General features: G+C 72.1%; 18 protein-coding genes and 4 pseudogenes. 4 read left to right on the top strand and 18 right to left on the bottom strand.

Going from position 1 to position 15,150, the window contains the following annotated elements; translation table 11 throughout:
• Positions 1 to 373 (top strand): DUF6875 domain-containing protein (locus ACPU2J_RS35310; RefSeq protein WP_423834906.1); only part of this gene is annotated, 373 nt, incomplete at its 5' end.
• A gap of 207 nt (positions 374 to 580) precedes the next feature.
• On the opposite strand, the gene ACPU2J_RS35305 is transcribed toward ACPU2J_RS35310, so the two are convergent.
• The 8 genes and pseudogenes from ACPU2J_RS35305 to ACPU2J_RS35270 form a co-directional block, all read right to left on the bottom strand.
• Positions 581 to 1,279, bottom strand: coding sequence for an alpha/beta hydrolase (locus tag ACPU2J_RS35305; RefSeq protein ID WP_423834905.1), 699 nt, complete (start codon positions 1,277 to 1,279; stop codon positions 581 to 583).
• Complete coding sequence (locus ACPU2J_RS35300; protein WP_423834904.1) at positions 1,276 to 1,629, bottom strand: hypothetical protein; 354 nt, start codon at positions 1,627 to 1,629, stop codon at positions 1,276 to 1,278. Before ACPU2J_RS35300 ends, ACPU2J_RS35305 begins: the two co-directional genes overlap by 4 nt.
• Positions 1,629 to 1,931: pseudogene (locus ACPU2J_RS35295) on the bottom strand (indole-3-glycerol-phosphate synthase); the annotation flags it as partial. The gene ACPU2J_RS35300 and the pseudogene ACPU2J_RS35295, both read right to left, overlap by 1 nt.
• A 65-nt stretch (positions 1,932 to 1,996) precedes the next feature.
• Positions 1,997 to 2,734 carry an N-(5'-phosphoribosyl)anthranilate isomerase gene (locus ACPU2J_RS35290; RefSeq protein ID WP_423834903.1) on the bottom strand — a complete coding sequence of 246 codons (738 nt, stop codon included), beginning with the start codon at positions 2,732 to 2,734 and terminating at the stop codon, positions 1,997 to 1,999.
• The gene (locus tag ACPU2J_RS35285) at positions 2,731 to 3,876 is read right to left on the bottom strand and encodes an acyl-CoA dehydrogenase family protein (RefSeq protein ID WP_423834902.1); all 1,146 of its coding nucleotides are present in this window, start codon (positions 3,874 to 3,876) and stop codon (positions 2,731 to 2,733) included. Before ACPU2J_RS35285 ends, ACPU2J_RS35290 begins: the two co-directional genes overlap by 4 nt.
• A 61-nt stretch (positions 3,877 to 3,937) precedes the next feature.
• Complete coding sequence (locus tag ACPU2J_RS35280) at positions 3,938 to 4,312, bottom strand: ectoine synthase (protein ID WP_423834901.1); 375 nt, start codon at positions 4,310 to 4,312, stop codon at positions 3,938 to 3,940.
• Positions 4,313 to 4,601: 289 nt separating this feature from the next.
• Positions 4,602 to 5,090 (bottom strand): annotated as a pseudogene (locus tag ACPU2J_RS35275) (tryptophan synthase subunit alpha); the annotation flags it as partial.
• A 335-nt stretch (positions 5,091 to 5,425) separates the two neighbouring features.
• Positions 5,426 to 6,187 carry a hypothetical protein gene (locus ACPU2J_RS35270; protein ID WP_423835050.1) on the bottom strand — a complete coding sequence of 254 codons (762 nt, stop codon included), beginning with the start codon at positions 6,185 to 6,187 and terminating at the stop codon, positions 5,426 to 5,428.
• Between ACPU2J_RS35270 and ACPU2J_RS35265 the strand changes: the two genes are divergently transcribed.
• Entirely contained in the window at positions 6,135 to 6,329 is a 195-nt protein-coding gene (locus ACPU2J_RS35265) for a hypothetical protein (protein ID WP_423834900.1), read from the top strand. The genes ACPU2J_RS35270 and ACPU2J_RS35265 overlap by 53 nt on opposite strands.
• 158 nt (positions 6,330 to 6,487) lie before the next feature.
• Here ACPU2J_RS35265 and ACPU2J_RS35260 read toward each other — a convergent pair whose 3' ends face one another.
• From ACPU2J_RS35260 to ACPU2J_RS35245, 4 genes and pseudogenes are all read right to left on the bottom strand, one after another.
• Complete coding sequence (locus ACPU2J_RS35260; protein WP_423834899.1) at positions 6,488 to 6,745, bottom strand: acyl carrier protein; 258 nt, start codon at positions 6,743 to 6,745, stop codon at positions 6,488 to 6,490.
• Positions 6,742 to 7,179: an AMP-binding enzyme gene (locus ACPU2J_RS35255; protein ID WP_423835049.1), complete on the bottom strand. Its 438-nt coding sequence runs from the start codon at positions 7,177 to 7,179 to the stop codon at positions 6,742 to 6,744. The genes ACPU2J_RS35260 and ACPU2J_RS35255 overlap by 4 nt, the downstream gene beginning before the upstream one ends.
• A gap of 119 nt (positions 7,180 to 7,298) precedes the next feature.
• Positions 7,299 to 7,871 (bottom strand): annotated as a pseudogene (locus ACPU2J_RS35250) (AMP-binding protein); the annotation flags it as partial.
• The gene (locus tag ACPU2J_RS35245) at positions 7,871 to 8,602 is read right to left on the bottom strand and encodes a MaoC/PaaZ C-terminal domain-containing protein (RefSeq protein WP_423835048.1); all 732 of its coding nucleotides are present in this window, start codon (positions 8,600 to 8,602) and stop codon (positions 7,871 to 7,873) included. The pseudogene ACPU2J_RS35250 and the gene ACPU2J_RS35245, both read right to left, overlap by 1 nt.
• Here ACPU2J_RS35245 and ACPU2J_RS35240 point away from each other — a divergent pair.
• Entirely contained in the window at positions 8,546 to 9,079 is a 534-nt protein-coding gene (locus ACPU2J_RS35240; RefSeq protein WP_423834898.1) for a hypothetical protein, read from the top strand. The two genes, ACPU2J_RS35245 and ACPU2J_RS35240, sit on opposite strands and share 57 nt — an antisense overlap.
• 61 nt (positions 9,080 to 9,140) lie before the next feature.
• Here the strand turns inward: ACPU2J_RS35240 and ACPU2J_RS35235 are convergent, their stop codons facing one another.
• From ACPU2J_RS35235 to ACPU2J_RS35225, 3 genes and pseudogenes are all read right to left on the bottom strand, one after another.
• Positions 9,141 to 10,394, bottom strand: coding sequence for a beta-ketoacyl-[acyl-carrier-protein] synthase family protein (locus tag ACPU2J_RS35235; protein ID WP_423834897.1), 1,254 nt, complete (start codon positions 10,392 to 10,394; stop codon positions 9,141 to 9,143).
• A 79-nt stretch (positions 10,395 to 10,473) separates the two neighbouring features.
• Entirely contained in the window at positions 10,474 to 10,803 is a 330-nt protein-coding gene (locus ACPU2J_RS35230; RefSeq protein ID WP_423835047.1) for an aminotransferase class I/II-fold pyridoxal phosphate-dependent enzyme, read from the bottom strand.
• A 127-nt stretch (positions 10,804 to 10,930) separates the two neighbouring features.
• A pseudogene (locus tag ACPU2J_RS35225) lies at positions 10,931 to 11,518 on the bottom strand (aminotransferase class I/II-fold pyridoxal phosphate-dependent enzyme); the annotation flags it as partial.
• 765 nt (positions 11,519 to 12,283) lie between these two features.
• Here ACPU2J_RS35225 and ACPU2J_RS35220 point away from each other — a divergent pair.
• Positions 12,284 to 12,898 carry an AfsR/SARP family transcriptional regulator gene (locus tag ACPU2J_RS35220; RefSeq protein ID WP_423834896.1) on the top strand — a complete coding sequence of 205 codons (615 nt, stop codon included), beginning with the start codon at positions 12,284 to 12,286 and terminating at the stop codon, positions 12,896 to 12,898.
• 220 nt (positions 12,899 to 13,118) lie between these two features.
• On the opposite strand, the gene ACPU2J_RS35215 is transcribed toward ACPU2J_RS35220, so the two are convergent.
• Genes ACPU2J_RS35215 through ACPU2J_RS35205 form a run of 3 tightly spaced genes read right to left on the bottom strand, consistent with a single transcriptional unit; the run spans position 13,119 to position 15,117 of the window.
• Positions 13,119 to 13,871, bottom strand: a complete 753-nt coding sequence (locus tag ACPU2J_RS35215) for an SDR family NAD(P)-dependent oxidoreductase (RefSeq protein ID WP_423834895.1) — start codon at positions 13,869 to 13,871, stop codon at positions 13,119 to 13,121.
• On the bottom strand, positions 13,868 to 14,851 hold the full coding sequence (locus tag ACPU2J_RS35210; RefSeq protein ID WP_423834894.1) for a 3-oxoacyl-ACP synthase III family protein: 984 nt from the start codon (positions 14,849 to 14,851) through the stop codon (positions 13,868 to 13,870). The genes ACPU2J_RS35215 and ACPU2J_RS35210 overlap by 4 nt, the downstream gene beginning before the upstream one ends.
• An 11-nt stretch (positions 14,852 to 14,862) precedes the next feature.
• Positions 14,863 to 15,117, bottom strand: a complete 255-nt coding sequence (locus ACPU2J_RS35205) for a hypothetical protein (RefSeq protein WP_030390264.1) — start codon at positions 15,115 to 15,117, stop codon at positions 14,863 to 14,865.
• Between the last annotated feature and the right edge of the window lie 33 nt (positions 15,118 to 15,150).

The raw sequence follows: 15,150 nt of genomic DNA, 5'->3' as shown, positions 1-15,150 counted from the left end.
CGCGGTGCTGTCGCAGCCGCTGTCGGTGGAGGACCGGGAGCTGTTGACGATCCTGCTGGTGCTGCCGGGCTTCGATCCGACGGACTCGGTGGAGCTGGACGAGCTGCAGCGCAAGGCGAAGGACGAGTTCGTGGCGGAGGGGCTGATGATCGGTCAGTTCCATCCGGTGTGCGAGGAGCCGGGCCTTGAGACCGAGGCGTTCCGTCCGCTGCGTGCGCCGTTGCCGCTGCTGGCGGTGCGCAAGCTGCTGGTGTTCGATCTGCCGTTCCTGGTGAGTGACGACGCGCACATGGAGCACTATCTGACGCGGTTCGCGCCGGGGTTGCCGGCGCGGGTGCGTGATCAGCTGGTGAGCCGGGTGGTTGCGCTCTGACCGTGGTGGGTGTGCGGCTCCGCGCCGGTGGCCTTGGCCGCCGGCGCGGAGCCGTTTTCGGTGTGCGGGTCAGGGGGTGAGGGAGTCCTCGAGGAAGGCGAGGACGCGGTGGTGGTAGGTGGGGGCGGTGTGGCCGAGGCTGATGTTGTGGCCGGAGGCGGGCAGGTGGTCGACGCTGACGCGGGGTGCGGCGGTCAGGCGGGCGGGTCATCGCGTCGAGGGTGGCGGGTGCCAGGTGCCACCAGGCTTCGTGTTCGGCGAAGGTGAGGCGGACGGGTATGCGGACGCGGGGGGCGAGTTCCTCGTATGGGCGGGCCAGCGCAGGGTTTCGGCGGATTCGCGGGGCGGGGTGGGGGCCAGGAGGGTGCGGCTGGCCCGGAAGGTGCCTGGCGGGTAGAGGTGGAGGGGGCCCCAGTTGAGGCGGGTGGCTCCGGCGCCGAGGGTGGAGGGGAAGTGCAGGGCTTCGGGGTTGTAGGTGTGGCCGACTCCGGAGGCGTCCAGGCCCAGGAGGGGGGTGGCGCCGTCGGTGGCGGCGGTGTGGAGGGCGACCTTGCCTCCGTCGGAGTGGCCCAGGAGGAGGACTCCGGCGCCGATGTCGTGCTGGGCGGCGTGTTCCTTCAGGGCGGCGTGGAGGGTTTCGGCCTGGTCGGGCAGGCTCTGGCCGTCGGGCAGCTGGTGGGCGGAGTGGCCGTAGCCGGGGCGGTCGACGGCGAGGACGGCGTGGCCCGCGGCGGTGGCCAGGGGGATGAAGGCGTTCCAGTAGGCGGCGCGCATGCCGCGGCCGTGGATGGCCAGGACGGTGGAGCGGGGGGTGGTGCGGTGGTCGGGGAGGGCCAGCAGGGCGGACAGTTCGATGCCGGCGGCGTTGAGGGTGTAGGGGCGGATGGTCGGGGTGGGTGTGGTCATCGCAGGGCCAGCCCTTTCCGTGCGCCGGCCATGGTGTCCACCCAGGCCTCGGGTGAGCCGGTGCGCAGCAGTGAGGTGCCGACGAGGAGGCCGCCGAATCCGGCGTCGAGGAGTCCGGCGGCGGTGGTGGGGCTGTCGATGCCGCTGGCGCTGACGGGGCAGGCTGCGCCTGCGGCGCGGACGGCGGGCAGGAGGTCCAGGGAGCGTCCGAGGTCGCCGGCGTCGCGTTCGCGGGTCTTGATGTCCTTGTTGTTGACGGCGATGACGCATTCCTGGGGGTGGTGGGGACGGCTTCGAGTTCGGCTTCGCGGGTGATCTCGACGAAGGGGGTGAGGCCGGCCAGGAGGCATTCGGTGACCAGGGTGCGCATGCTGGTTGCGGGGAGCAGGGCCGCGGTGAGCAGGACGGCGGAGGCTCCGAGTTCCTTGGCGGTGCGGACCTGGTCCTTGCGGGTGATGAAGTCCTTCTGGAGGAGGGGCAGGGGGGTCAGGGCGGCGACGTCGCGCAGGAGGGCGGGGCGGCCGCCGAACCAGCGGCCGGTGACGACGGAGATGCAGGGTGCGCCGGCTCTTTCGTAGGCGCCGACGATGGCGGCCGGGGTGCGGCCGCCGAGCATGTTGTAGCCGTGGGCGTCGCGTCGTTTGACTTCCATGACCACGGGGGTCGGGGAGGCCTGGAGGGCCTCGAGAAAAGGGAAGCCGGTCCGGTGGTTCGCGGTCATCGTGAGAGCTCCAGCTGGGGGTGGTCGGTGGTGGGGGCGGTGGTGCGCCAGGCTCGGGCCAGGGCGGCGATCTGCGGGACGGCGAAGGCTCCGGTGTGCGGGGAGCGGGCTGCGGTGTCGACGTCGATGCCGCGGAATCCGGGGTGGGTCACGATGTCGTGGTAGGCGGGGCGGGCTGTGGGGGTGAGGCCTCCGGCGAGGAGGAAGGGGCGGGTCAGGCGGGGCAGCAGGGGGGTGATGCGGTCGGGGTCGAGGGCGGCGCCGGTGCTGCCGATGCGGCCGTCGCCGGTGGCGGTGTCGAGGAGGAACAGGTCGGTGCCGGCGCGGTCGTAGGCGCCGATGAGGGGGCGTTCGACGCAGTGGCCGTCGGGCTGGACGTGGAGGACCTTGACGATGCCGGTGTCGGCGGGGAGGGCCTCGCGCAGGGCGCGGACGGCGGCGGGTGGCTGGTAGGCGTGGAGTTGGACCCAGCCGACGCCGGCGCGGGTGACGAGGTCGGTGAGGTGGTGGGGGTCGGCGAGGAAGGTGACCAGGACCGGCAGGAGGCCGGTGGAGCGGGCCGCCGCCGCGAGGGCGGCGAGCCCGTCCTGGTCCAGTTCGCTGGGGCCGCCGGGGACGCCGTGCCAGAGGCCGACGCAGTCGGCCCCGGCGGCCGCTGCTGCTTCGATGTCGTGCGTGGTGGTGGCCCCGCAGACCTTGAGCAGCGTCGGGGACGGGGCGGGGGTGGTGCTCACTTGCCCAGTCCCAGGGTGGAGGCGATGCGGTTGTACTGGATTTCGTTGGTGCCGGAGTAGATGGTGCCTCCGACGGCGTTGCGGACGTCCTGTTCCAGGCCGAGTTCGGCCATGTAGCCGTGGCCGCCGAAGATCTGCACGGCGGTGAGGCTGGTGGCGAGGTTGCTCTCGCTGGTGACGAGTTTGGAGATGGCGAGGTCGGTGGTGATGTTCTCGCCGGCCTGGAGCTTTTCAGCGGTGTTGCAGAGCGACTTGCGGGCGGTCTCCAGCTGGATCTTGGTGTCGACGATCTTGTTGGCGATCGTCTGGTACGAACCGATCGCCTTCCCGAAGGACTTGCGGGTCTTGGCGTAGTCGACGCATCGGTCCAGCCGGTGCTGCATCTCTCCGACGTTGACGATGAAGGAGAAGAGGATTTCGCGTTTCATGACGTGGTCGAGGACGAGGAAGCCGCCTCCGACGCGGCCGAGGACGGCGCTCTTGGGGACGCGTACGTCGTCGAAGAAGAGTTCGCTGAGCGGTGAGGTGCGCAGGCCCATCTTCTTGAGGGGTTTTCCGGCGGTGAGTCCGGGGGTGTTGCTGTCCACCAGGAAGGCGGTGGTGCCCAGGGGGCCGCCGTCGGGGTGGGTGCGGGCGTAGACGACGATCACGTCGGCGATGGGGCCGTTGCTGACGAAGACCTTGCTGCCGTTGATGACGAAGTCGTCGCCGTCGCGGACTGCTCTGGTGGTCATGGCCATGGCGTCGGAGCCGCCTTCGGCCTCGGTGATGGCGTGGGCTCCGATGGCTTCTCCGGAGCAGATGTGGGGCAGGTAGCGCTCCTTCTGTTCGATGGTGCCGAACTGCTGGAAGGGGATGCCGGTGGAGCAGATGGAGGTGGTGATGCAGAAGCTGAGGCCGGCGTCGCGGTTGTACTCGCCGAGTCCTTCCAGGACGTACATGGTGGTCAGGAGGGACTGGCCGAGGCCGCCGTGGTCCTCGTCGAAGGGCAGGCCGAGGATTCCGGTCTTCTGGACGAGTTTCCACTTGTCGTGGGAGAAGGCGGCCTGGGCGTCGAGTTCGATGTGGTCTGCGCTGAGTGCGTCTCCCCATCGTTCCAGGCCTTCGCGCAGTTCGGCCTGGTCGGCGTTCCATCGGATCACGAGGGACCCCTTTTGTGGATGCGGTGGCGGGGGCGGGCGGGCCGGTGGTGGCCGGGTGCCTCTAGTAGGCGGAGGAGGAGTGGGCGTCGAGGCTGTGGACCTCGTCGCCGCGCAGGGCGGGTGAGAAGACGCAGACCAGGCGCAGGTCCTCGTGGGGGCTGGCGACGAGGTAGTGGGCGTCGTGCTGGTCGAGTGCGTACATGCGGCCGGGGACGATCTCGTGGGAGGTGCCGTCGAGTTCGATGACCTCGCCGGAGCCCTCGATGCAGTAGCAGGCCTCGAGGTGGTTGACGTATTCCAGGCGGAACTTGGTGCCGGCCAGGACGGTGGTGTCGGTGAGCGAGTAGCCCAGGCCGTCCTCGGCGAGGAGGAAGCGGCGGCTGAGGCCGTCGCCCCACTCGACGGTCTTCACGGACTCGATGTCGCGAACGATCATGGGATTCTCCCGGTGTGTGGGTGGTTCTGGGGTTTTCGGATGAGGGGTGGAGCTCTCTTTCGTGCCGGTCAGGCGGTGTGGTGCGGCTGTGCGGGCAGGACCTGGCGGACGAAGGTCCGCATGGCCTCGGTGACGTCGGTGCCGCTTTCGCGGGCCCGTTCGACGGTGGCGACCGCGGCGGAGCCGATGATCGCGGCGTCGGCGCCGGCTGTGCCGACGGCTTCGACGTCCTGCCGGTGCCGACCCCGAAGCCGACGGCGATCGGGGAGTCGGTGTGTGCCCGCAGGGCGGTGACCGTTTCGGCCAGTGCGGCGTGGCCGGTGGCGGGGGCGGTTCCGCTGCGTCCGTAGTGGGCGACGAGGTAGAGGTAGGCGGTGGCTTCGGCGGCGGCCTGGGCGCGGGTGGCGGGCGGGCTGTTGGTGTAGCAGGTGGTGACGAGGGGCAGCCCGGCGGCGAGGGCGGATGCGCGGTAGGCCGGGCGCAGGCGCGGGGGCAGGGCGTGGACGAGGAGTCCGTCGGCTCCGGCTGCGGTGATCCGGGCGGTGGTGGTGGCCGGGTCGAGGTGTTTGAGGGTGTGGCTCCAGTCGGCGAGGAGGGCGATGCGCAGCCGGCGCAGGTGGGGGCGTACGTCGGCGATGAGGGTGAGGACGTCGTCGAGGCCGGCGCGGCCGGTGTCCAGGGCGCGGCGGGCGGAGCGGCGGATGACGGGGCCGTCGGTGACGGAGTCGGGGAAGGGGACGGCCAGTTCGAGGCAGTCGACGCCTTCTTCGTCGAGCATGGGGAGCAGGTCGCGCAGGGCGGGCAGGGGCGGGTCGCCGGCATTGAGGAAGAGGGCGAGTCTGGGTGCGGTGCCGGGGCGGCGGGTGGGGAAGAAGGGGGCGGGGCCGGTCGTGGGGGTCGGGGCCGTGGTGGTCCCCGCCCGGGGGGCGGCCGGCGGGGCCGGGTCGTGGGCGGTGCCGGGTGCGGTGCCCCGTGCGGTGGCGGTGGCGGTGGCAGCGCCGGGTGCGGTGGCGGTGGCGGTGGCGGGTGCGGTGGCAGCGCCGGGTGCGGTGGCGGTGGCGTTGGCGGGTGCGGTGGCGGTGGTGGGGTGGGGTGGTGGTCCTGAGGCACCGGTCACCGCCAGGGTGCGGCGGCCGGGGGTGGCGGCGAGGCGGCGGGCGAGGTCGTGGGCGGCGCCGGAGTGGACGCGTCTTCCTCGGCGACGGCGACGGCGGAGGGCCAGTCGCGGCGGCGGGCGCCGGCGGCGACGACGAGGGCGGCGGCGCCCAGGCAGACGGTGCGGGTGGCGATGCGGCCGGCGGTGCCGGCCAGGACGGACAGGAAGTGGGGGGCGGCGGTGGCGGGGTCGGCGGGCCGCAGGTCGGCGAAGGAGCCGTCGCCGGGGGTGAGTTCGCCGGGCCGGATGATGCGGGTGAGGCTGTCGTGGCCGTGGATGGTGTTGGTGGCGAAGGGCAGCAGTTCGTCGGCGCCGGTGTCGTTGGTGGTCAGCCAGATGCGGCGGGAGGTGGTGCTGCGGGCGAGTTCGCGCAGGGTGTCGAGGGGTGCGGTGGCGGAGACTCCGGTGACCTGTGCGGTGACGGGGAGTTCGGCGAGGAAGGGGCCGAGTGCGTTGAGGAACCGGCCGAAGGGTTTCATGCTGTGCGGGGCCACGGTGCGGGCGATGCGGGTGAGCTGGGTGGGGTAGACGTAGGGGCCGGCGAAGGCGATGCCGTGGGTGGCGAGGGTGTCCTCGGTCTGGGTGTGGGTGGAGGTGAGACGGACACCGAGCCGTTCCAGCAGGTCGACGGAGCCGAGGGAGCTGGTGTAGGCGCGGGAGCCGGTTTTGACGACCTTGACCCCGGCCGCCGCGGCGACGAACGCCGCGGCGGTGGAGATGTTGAAGGTTTCGGCCGCCGCCGGTGCCGACGACGTTCACGGTGCCCTCCCAGCCGGTCGCCGCCGTGGCGGGGCGGCGTTCGGCGAGGGAGTCCAGCAGGTGGCGCAGGGTCTGGTGGTCGGGCAGCCGGCTGGTCAGTGAGGCCAGCAGGGCGAGGACCTCGGCTGTGTCGAGGGTGCCGTCGCCGAGCAGGTCCCACCAGGACCGCCAGGTGTCGCGGCCGACCGGGGTTCGCTGCTCCAGCAGGCCGGTGAGTGCGTCGTGCACGGTCGGTCTCCGTCTCGTCGTGCGTCGGGTGGTCAGGCGGCCGCGGTGCGGCGGGAGGTGGTGATGAAGGCGTCGATGGCCTCGACGCTGCGGAAGTTGTTGGGGTCGAGGTCGGCGTCGCCGATGGCGAGGTCGAAGCGGTCCTCGACCCAGGCGATGAGCTTGAGGACGCCCAGGCTGTCGATGACCCCGTCGTTGAGGAGGTCGTGGTCGGCGGCGAGCTCGGAGGCGGCGGTGCCGGGGAGGAACTCGGTGATGACGAAGTTTCTGATGGTGTCGACGTTGCTCATGACGGGATTCCTTCGGCGAGAGGTGCGGCGGCGGGTACCGGCGCGTGTGTGGTGGTGGACGGGGTGACGAGCGTGTGCAGTGCCTTGCGGTCGACCTTTCCGGTGGCCGTCTTGGGCAGGGGCTCGTCGGTGACGGTGAGCTGGTGGGGTACGGCGGCCCTGGGCAGGTGGCGGGCGCAGTGGGTGCGCAGCTGCAGGGCGGTGAGGGTGGTTCCGGGGGCCCGGTGGACGCCGGCGAGGAGTTTCTTCCCGGCGATCGGGTCGGGCTGGGCGGCGACGCCTGCTTGAGGACGTCGGGGTGGTCCTGGAGGACGCGTTCGATCTCGGCGGTGTTGACGGCGACTCCGCGGACCTTGACCTGGAAGTCGGTGCGTCCGGTCAGGTGCAGGGTGCCGGCGGCGTCGCGGTGGACGAGGTCGCCGGTGCGGAACCAGCGGCGGTCGTCGAGGCCGAGGGGGTGGGGGGTGAACTTGTCGGCGTGGCGGGTGCGGTCGAGGTAGCCGCGGGTCTGGAAGGGGGTGGAGACGTACAGTTCGCCGCTGCCGGGTCCGTGGACGGCCTGTCCGGTGTCGGGGTCGAGGAGGAGGGCGTGGACGCCGGGCAGGGGGTGCCCGATGGGGACGGGGGTGGTGGCGGGCCGGGTGGGGTCGACCTCGTGGACGAAGCTGTCGTTGGTCTCGGTGCAGCCGTAGATGTTGTGGATGCGGGCGTGGGGGAAGAGGCCGGGCAGGGCGGTCAGGGTGCGTTCGGCGATGGCGTCGCCGGTGAACATGACGTGGTCGACGCCGGGGAAGGTGTCGCCGGTCTTGGCGGCGGCGTCCTGGAGGAGTCCGAAGGCCATGGGGACGGCCTGGATGACGTCGACGTCGTGGCGCAGGACCAGGTCGCGCAGGTGGCGGCCGTGGGCGGCGAGGGCGGGGTCGACGAGGACGACGCGGGCGCCGCGGGCGAGGGAGGTCCACACGTCCAGGAGGCAGAGGTCGAAGTTGAGGGGTGCGTAGTTCAGGACGGTGCGGCCGGGTCCGATGGTGAAGGCGCCGGCGGCCCAGCGGGTGAAGCGGTCGACGGCGTCCAGGCCCAGGGGGACGATCTTGGGGAGGCTGGTGGACCCGGAGGTGGTGAGCATCAGGGCCGTGCGGGCCGCTTCGGCGGGCGGGAGGGGGCGGGCGGGGGTGTCGGGGTTGGGGGTGACGCGGGCCGCCTGGCCGCCGGGGGCCAGGACGTGGGTGCAGCCGGCCTGGGCGAGAGGTCGGCCAGGAGGGTGTCGGCGAGGGCGGGTGAGGGCAGCAGCAGCGGCCGGTGGGACAGCAGGCAGGCCAGGACGAGGGCGACGGCGGCCGGGGACTTGTCGGCGAGGACGCCGACGGGGGTCGTGGGGTCGAGGTCGAGGCGGGCGAGGCGGTCGCGTTCGCGGCCGGCCTGCTCGTACAGCTCGCGGTAGGTGGTTCCTGGCCGTTGAAGAGCAGGGCGGTGGCGTGGGGGCGGTCGCGGACCTGGGTGAGGAATCCGCCCAGGAGGCCGAGTTCGACGGTGGGGGCCGGGGTGTGGGGTGTGCTCATCGCGGGCCTGCGCGGGGTCGGCGAGCTCGATCCAGCCGGACTTCACGGCGGTGCCGGCGGGGGTCTTGGCGGTGAAGCGGACGACGCGGGCGGTGGTGTCGGGCTGCAGGGCGATCTCGAAGGGGACGCCGGGGGGCACGGGGGCGGAGAAGCGGCAGCCCAGGCCGCGGACGCGGGCGGAGTCGCCGGCGGCGAACCGGTCGACGCTCTCCTCCACGGCGAGGGCGACGACGCTCATGCCGTGGGCGATGACGGTGTCGAAGCCGGCGGCGCGGGCGGCGTCCTCGTCGAGGTGGATGGGGTTGAGGTCGCCGGAGGCGTGGGCGTAGGAGCTGATCCAGTCGGTGGTCAGGTGGTGTACGGCGCTCTGGGGGGTGCCGGCTCCCTGCGGGGCGGGGGCGGGCGGGGCGGCGGTGACGTCGCCGAAGGGTTCCAGGGTGCTCGCGCCGACCAGGAGGGCGGAGATGACCAGTTCGGCGAAGGGTGCCGGGCCGTCCTCGCCGGTGAGGCGGACGTGCAGGGCGATGCGGGCGCCGCGGGGCTCCTTGCGGATGCCGGCGACTTCGAGGGCGACGGTGACCTGTTCGCCGGGGCGGACCGGGCGCAGGGTGCGGATGTCCTGGCCGAGGTGGACGACGGAGACGGGTCCGGGGTCGCGGCGGTCAGGGCGGCGACGGTCTGTTCGGCGACGGTGTGGGCGAGGACGAAGGTGTGGACGGGGGACGCCTGGCCGGGGCGGGCGGTGGGCAGGCCGGGGCGGGCGGCGCCTCGGTAGTCGGTGATCTCGGGTTCGGTGACGGTCAGGGTGCGGACCGGGCTGGGCAGCGACAGGAGGGTCATACCGGCGTCACCACCAGGGAGGAGTTGTGGCCGCCGAACCCGAAGGAGTTGGTGAGGGCGGGTCCCGGGCGTACGGGGCGGGGTGTGCCGTGGACGACGTCGATGTCCATTCCTGGCTCCTGCTGTTCGTGGTTGGCGGTGGGCGGGACCTCGCAGTGGCGCATGGCCTGCACGGTGGCGACGAGTTCGACGGCTCCGGCGGCGCCGATGAGGTGGCCGATGACCGACTTGGGTGCGGTGACGGGGGTTGGGGCGGTGCCGAAGACCTTGGTGAGGGCGGCGGCTTCGGAGCGGTCGTTGTAGGGGGTGGAGGTGCCGTGCGCGTTGACGTGGACGATGTCGGCGGGGGTGAGTCCGGCGTCGGCGATGGCGCCGGCCATGGCGGCGGCGGCTCCGGCGCCGTCGGGCAGCGGCATCGCGAGGTGGTGGGCGTCGGCGGTGGCGGCGTATCCGGCGACCAGGCCGTAGGTGGTGGCGCCGCGGGCGCGGGCGTCTTCGAGGCGTTCCAGGACGACGAATCCGGCTCCTTCGCCCATGACGAATCCGTCGCGGTCCTTGTCGAAGGGGCGTGAGGCGTGTTCGGGGTCGTCGTTGCGGAAGGAGACCGCGCTGAGGTTGCCGAATCCGGCCAGGGTGACGGGGGTGAGGGTGTGTTCGGTGCCGCCGGCGATGACCAGGTCGGCGCGGCCGGTCTGCAGGAGCATCAGGGCGTGGCCGATGGCGTCGGCGCCGCTGGCGCAGGTGTTGGCGACGGTCAGGGCGGGTCCGCTCCAGCCGAGCCGGATGGCGATCTGGGCGGCGGCGGCGTTGGGCATGGTCATCAGCGGCATGAGCGGGTTGACGCGGGCCGGGCCGCCTTCGGTGAAGTGGGCGGACTCCAGGTCGCTGGTGGCGCGTCCGCCGACGGCGTTGCCGACGACGATCGCGGTGCGGCCGGGTTCGGCGGTGGGTGATCCGGCGTCGGCGTGGGCGGCGAGGGCGGCGGCGGTGCCGTAGTGGGCGAAGGGGTCCATCCGGCGGGCGTCCTTGGCCGGGACGAGTGCGGTGAGGGTCTCCAGGCCGCGGACGCGGCAGCCGATGCGGACCCGGTGGCGGCTGAGGTCGATGTGGGTGAGGGCGGCGGCGGTGGACCGGCCGGCCCGCAGCGTGTGCCACAGCTCGTCCGGGGTGCACCCGCCGGGGGTGACCACGCCCATGCCGGTGATGGCGACGGGCGGTTGGGTCGAGCTGCCCCTGGACGGTCCAGGCATGTCTGCTCCCTTGGGCGGACTGGGTGGTGCGGGGTCTGGGGGTGGTACGGCGTGCCGGGGGTGCGGGGTGCCGGGCGGGTCAGATGATGCGGCACTCGCGGGCGGAGTCGATGAGGGCCTCGGCGGCGAAGGTGATGTCGGAGGCGGTGTGGGCGGCGATGATGGCGATCCGCAGCCGGGCCAGGTCGTTGGGGACGGCCGGGGTGACCACGGGCAGTCCGATCGCACCGTTCTTGCGGTAGGTGGTGGCCAGGTCGTAGGCGGACTCGTCGGAGCCGGCGATGACGGGGACCACGGCGGTCTCGCTGTCGACGGTGCTGATGCCGGCGTCGTTGAGCAGGCCGCGGAAGCGGGCCGACTCGCGCTGGATGAAGTCCACGCGCTGGGGTTCGCGCTGCATGATGCGCAGGGACTCCAGGGCGGCGCCGGTCTGTGCTCCACCGAGGGCGGCGGAGAAGAGGAAGGGGGCGGGCGGCGGAGCCGCGCAGGTGGTGGATGAGTTCGGCGGATCCGGCGACCCAGCCGCCCATGGAGGGGATGGCCTTGGAGAGGGTGCCGAGCTTGATGTCGACCTTGACCTCGTGGTGGAAGTGCTCCTCGATGCCCTTGCCGGTGGCGCCGATGACGCCGAGGGCGTGGGCCTCGTCGACCATGAGGAGGGCGTTGTGGGCGTCGCAGACCTTGCGCAGGTCGACCAGGGGGGCGATGTCGCCGTCCATGGAGTAGACGCTGTCGACGATGACGAGGCGGACGCCGGTGTCGGGGGCGGCGGCCAGGCGGCGCTCGAGGTGGGCGACGTCGTTGTGGCGGAAGCGGGTGACGGTGGCGCCGGAGAGCTTGCAGCCGTCGACGATGCTGGCGTGGTCGTACTTGTCGATGAAGACGGTGTCGCCGGGGCCGACGATGGTGCCGACGGTGCCGACGTTGGCGGCGTAGCCGGAGCCGAAGACCAGGGCGCGTTCGCGGCCGGCGACCTTGGCGACCTCGGCCTCCAGCTCCTCGTGCAGGGTGTTGGCCAGGGCGCGCACCCCGTGGTTGCCGGTGCCGTAGCGGTCGACGGCGGCCTTGGCGGCGGAGACGACCCGCTCGTCGCCGGCGAGGCCGAGGTAGGAGTAGCCGGACATCATCAGCAGGCGGCGGCCGTCCTGGTCGGCGTAGGCGGAGTCCCGCTCGGCGGTGTAGGCCACGAAGCTGTTCTTGCGGTTGGGCTCGTACTCCAGGGACCGGACGCGGTCGCGGAAGTAGGCCAGCTTCGGCTGGAGCCGCTCCCATGCTTCGGATGCGTTCACGTGTTTCTCCTCGTCGCGATCGTCCGGCGGAGACGGAGACTCCATCGGCGCCCCGTCGTTTCTCCGGCCGGGCTCTAGTGGAATTCCATTAAGGCTCGGGGGGCGCAATAGCGGCGCAAGAGCGCGGCCACAGGCGGGCTGGAGCGTGGCCGGAGCCGTCCTCGAATTGCGAAGGGGAATGCGTCGACCTGGGGTTTTGTGGGGTGGTGACGGTTCGTCGGCTGCTGTTGACATGCCGAGAAGTCCCGCCGGTATCCTTCGAATCGCACGAACTTATGGGGGACATGCGGAAGCCGACCGTTTCGGAGAGTGCATAGTGCTGATCAGACTCATAGGTCTTGTCACGATCGAGCCGGACGGAGCACCGCCTCAACACCTCTCGAGCGCACAGGCGCAGGTCGCGTTCGCCCGGCTGCTCCTGGAGCGGGCCGGCGGTACCGACCGTGACCAGCTGGCCGAAACCGTCTGGCCCGAGGGCGCTGCCGGACACCTGGGCGTCGGCGTTGCGGAGCCTGGTGAGCCGGGTGCGTACGTTCGTGACGACGCCTCAGGACCGGCCGGGCCGCCCCGGTCGCGCAGGGCGGCCGGTACATCCTGCGGGTGCCGCAGGACGCCGCGGTGGACGTGGAGGTCGCCGAGACCGCGGTGAGCGAGGCCGCGGAGGCGTACGCGGAGGGTGCCTTCGCGGTGGCGCAGCAGCTCGCGGCGGGTGCGGTGTCGAACCTGCGGGGTTCGTTCCTGCCCTCGCACGAGGGCGAGTGGGTCGACGCGGTGCGCGAGCAGCTGGAGGAGCTGCGTCTGAAGGCTCTGGAGACGGCGAGTCTTTCGTCGTCGGCGCTGGGTGACGAGCACCATGCGCTGCGGTACGCGGAGGAGGCGGTGCGCCGGGCTCCGTTCCGTGAGAGCGCTTACCGGTGCCGGATGGCCGCGCACACCAGGGCGGGCAACCGGGCGGAGGCGCTGCGCAGTTACCAGCAGTTGCGGGAGGTGCTGGCGGAGGAGCTGGGAATCGATCCGGCGCCGGAGACGGAGGCGGCGTATCTGGAGTTGCTGCGCACTCCGGAGCCGCGGCCGGCGTCGCGTGCGGTGACGTGTCTGGATCCGGTGCTGATGGGGGTGTTCGAGATGGACCACCGGGTGCCGGTGCCGCGGCCGTGTTCGCTGACCGAGCACGGGTGTGTGACGCACCGGGTGGGCTCCTCCCCCGCTGCCTGATCCCGGTCCGGGGAGGCGGGAAGCCGCCGTCGCGCTGGTGCGCGGCGGCGGCTCGGTGTGCCCGGCGCCCTGCCCCACCGCGGCCCTGTGCAGGCTTGCGGCCGGCGGGCCGTCAGGGGCGCCTGCGGGCGGGGCGGGCAGGTGTGCGGGGCGGGTACGGGTCGGCCCCGGCCTCCCTCGTGGGGGTGGGGGGCCGGGGCCGGGGAGGGTGTGGTGGGGCTCAGGTGATGGAGACTCCGCTGTCGATGGAGAGGACCTGGCCGGTCATGCAGTCCTGGTCGAGGAAGAGGCCGATGCTGCGGGCGACCTCTTCGACGGTGACGAAGCGCGGGATCGGCGCCTTGTCCTCCATGCCCTCGATCACCCGGTCGGGCAGGGTGTTGGTCATGCCGGTGATCATGAATCCGGGGGACAGTGCGTTGACGGTCACGCCGCGCCGGCCGCATTCGGCGGCGAGGGTGCGGGTGAAGCCGATCAGGCCCGCCTTGGACGCGGAGTAGGCGGTCTGGCCGGCGGTGGCGATGATCCCGGACGGCGAGACGACGTTGACCACCCTGCCCCACCTCCGGCGCAGCATGTGGGGCACGCTGGCGCGGGCGGTGTGGAAGGAGCCGATGAGGTTGGTCTGGATGACCTGTGCCCAGTCGGCGGGGTTCTGCATGGCCATGAGGCTGTCCTTGCGGATGGCCCCGTTGTTGACCAGGACGTCGACGGTCTCGAGTTCGGCGGTGATCTGCGCGTGGATGGCCTGGGTGGCCTCCCACGAGCCGACGTCGCCGGTGACCAGGACGGAGGGGTCGGTGAGTTTGTCCCGGACGGTTTCGGCGCCTTCGCGGGAGCTGTTGTAGTGCACCGCGACCCGGCAGCCGAGCGCGTCGAGTTCCAGCGCCAGGGCCTGGCCGAGGCCGCCGGAGGCGCCGGTGACCAGGGCGACCGGGGAGTCGGGCCGTACGCCCGCACCGTTCTTGCTCATGCCGCAGCACCCCACTCCATCAGGATGGAACCCCAGGTCATTCCGGCGCCGAAGCCTGCGAGCAGGACCTTGTCGCCGGTTTTGATGCGGCCCTCCTGGAGGGCTTCGCACAGGGCGATCGGGATCGACGCCGAGGCGGTGTTGCCGTACTTGTGGAGGTTGGTGATCAGTGCCTCCTGGCGCAGGCCGGTGTGCGAGAGGATCGAGTTGATGATCCGGATGTTGGCCTGGTGCGGGACGACGTGGTCGATGTCGGCGGCGTCGACCTTGGCGCTCTCGAGGGTCTCGCGGACGGTGCGCACGGTGTAGCGGACGGCGTTGAGGTAGATCTCGTTGCCGTTGATCTGTGCGTAGTGCAGGCCCGCGTCCAGGGTTTCCTGGGTGGTGGGCATGCGGCTGCCGCCGGCGAGGACCTTCAGGGAGCCGGTGCAGGAGCCGTCGGCGCCGAGGTTCAAGGCCTTGACCCGGTTCTCGGGGCCGGGCTGGATGACGATGGCTCCGGCGCCGTCCCCGACGAGGATGGACAGGTCCCGGTCGGCCGGGTTGGCCGTCAGGGTGTGGGTGTCGGAGCCGATGAGCAGGATCGGGCGCGGGTCGAGGGCGATCAGCGCCATGGCGGAGACGAGCCCGTAGACGAAGCCGGCGCACTCGGAGTTGACGTCGTGCGCGCTGCCGGCGATGCCGAGTTCGTGGTGGACGAACGCGGACGTCGCCGGGGAGGGCTGCTCGGGCGTGGCGGTCGCGACGATGAGGTGGGCGATGTCCGCGCCGGTCAGGCCCGCCTTGTCGAGCGCGCGCCGGCCGGCCTCGACGGCCAGGGAGGCGGTGGTCTGCCCCGGGTCGACCGCCCGCCGCTCGCGGATGCCGCAGCGGCTGACGACCCAGTGCTCGTCGACGCCGAAGCGTTCCGCGAGTTCGGAGCTGGTGACGATGCGTTCGGGTACGGACATGCCCCACCCGGTGATGTCGAAGCCGGTCACGTCACCCCCCGCTACGCCTGGGCCGGGACGAGGTCCACGATCTTCGCGTAGACGTCGCGGAGCGTGGTGGTGTCGTCGAGGTCGGCGAAGAGGGACTCGTCGGCCGGAATGTGCGGGTACTGGTTCTGGAATCCGTACAGCCACTCCATCAGGTCCAGCGAGTCGACGTCCGCGATGTGCTGGAGCGGGGCGTCGGGGCTGACCTCCGCGGCACCCGAGACGGCCTCGAGCTGGCTCGCCAGTTCTTCGATGGTGGGCAGCGACATGGGGTCGGTCCTCTCTCGGCAATGCAACTCGGC

Origin of the sequence: Streptomyces manipurensis (assembly GCF_049570255.1) — a bacterium.
Classification (GTDB): domain Bacteria; phylum Actinomycetota; class Actinomycetes; order Streptomycetales; family Streptomycetaceae; genus Streptomyces; species Streptomyces manipurensis.
This window is presented reverse-complemented; position numbering and strand designations above follow the sequence as displayed.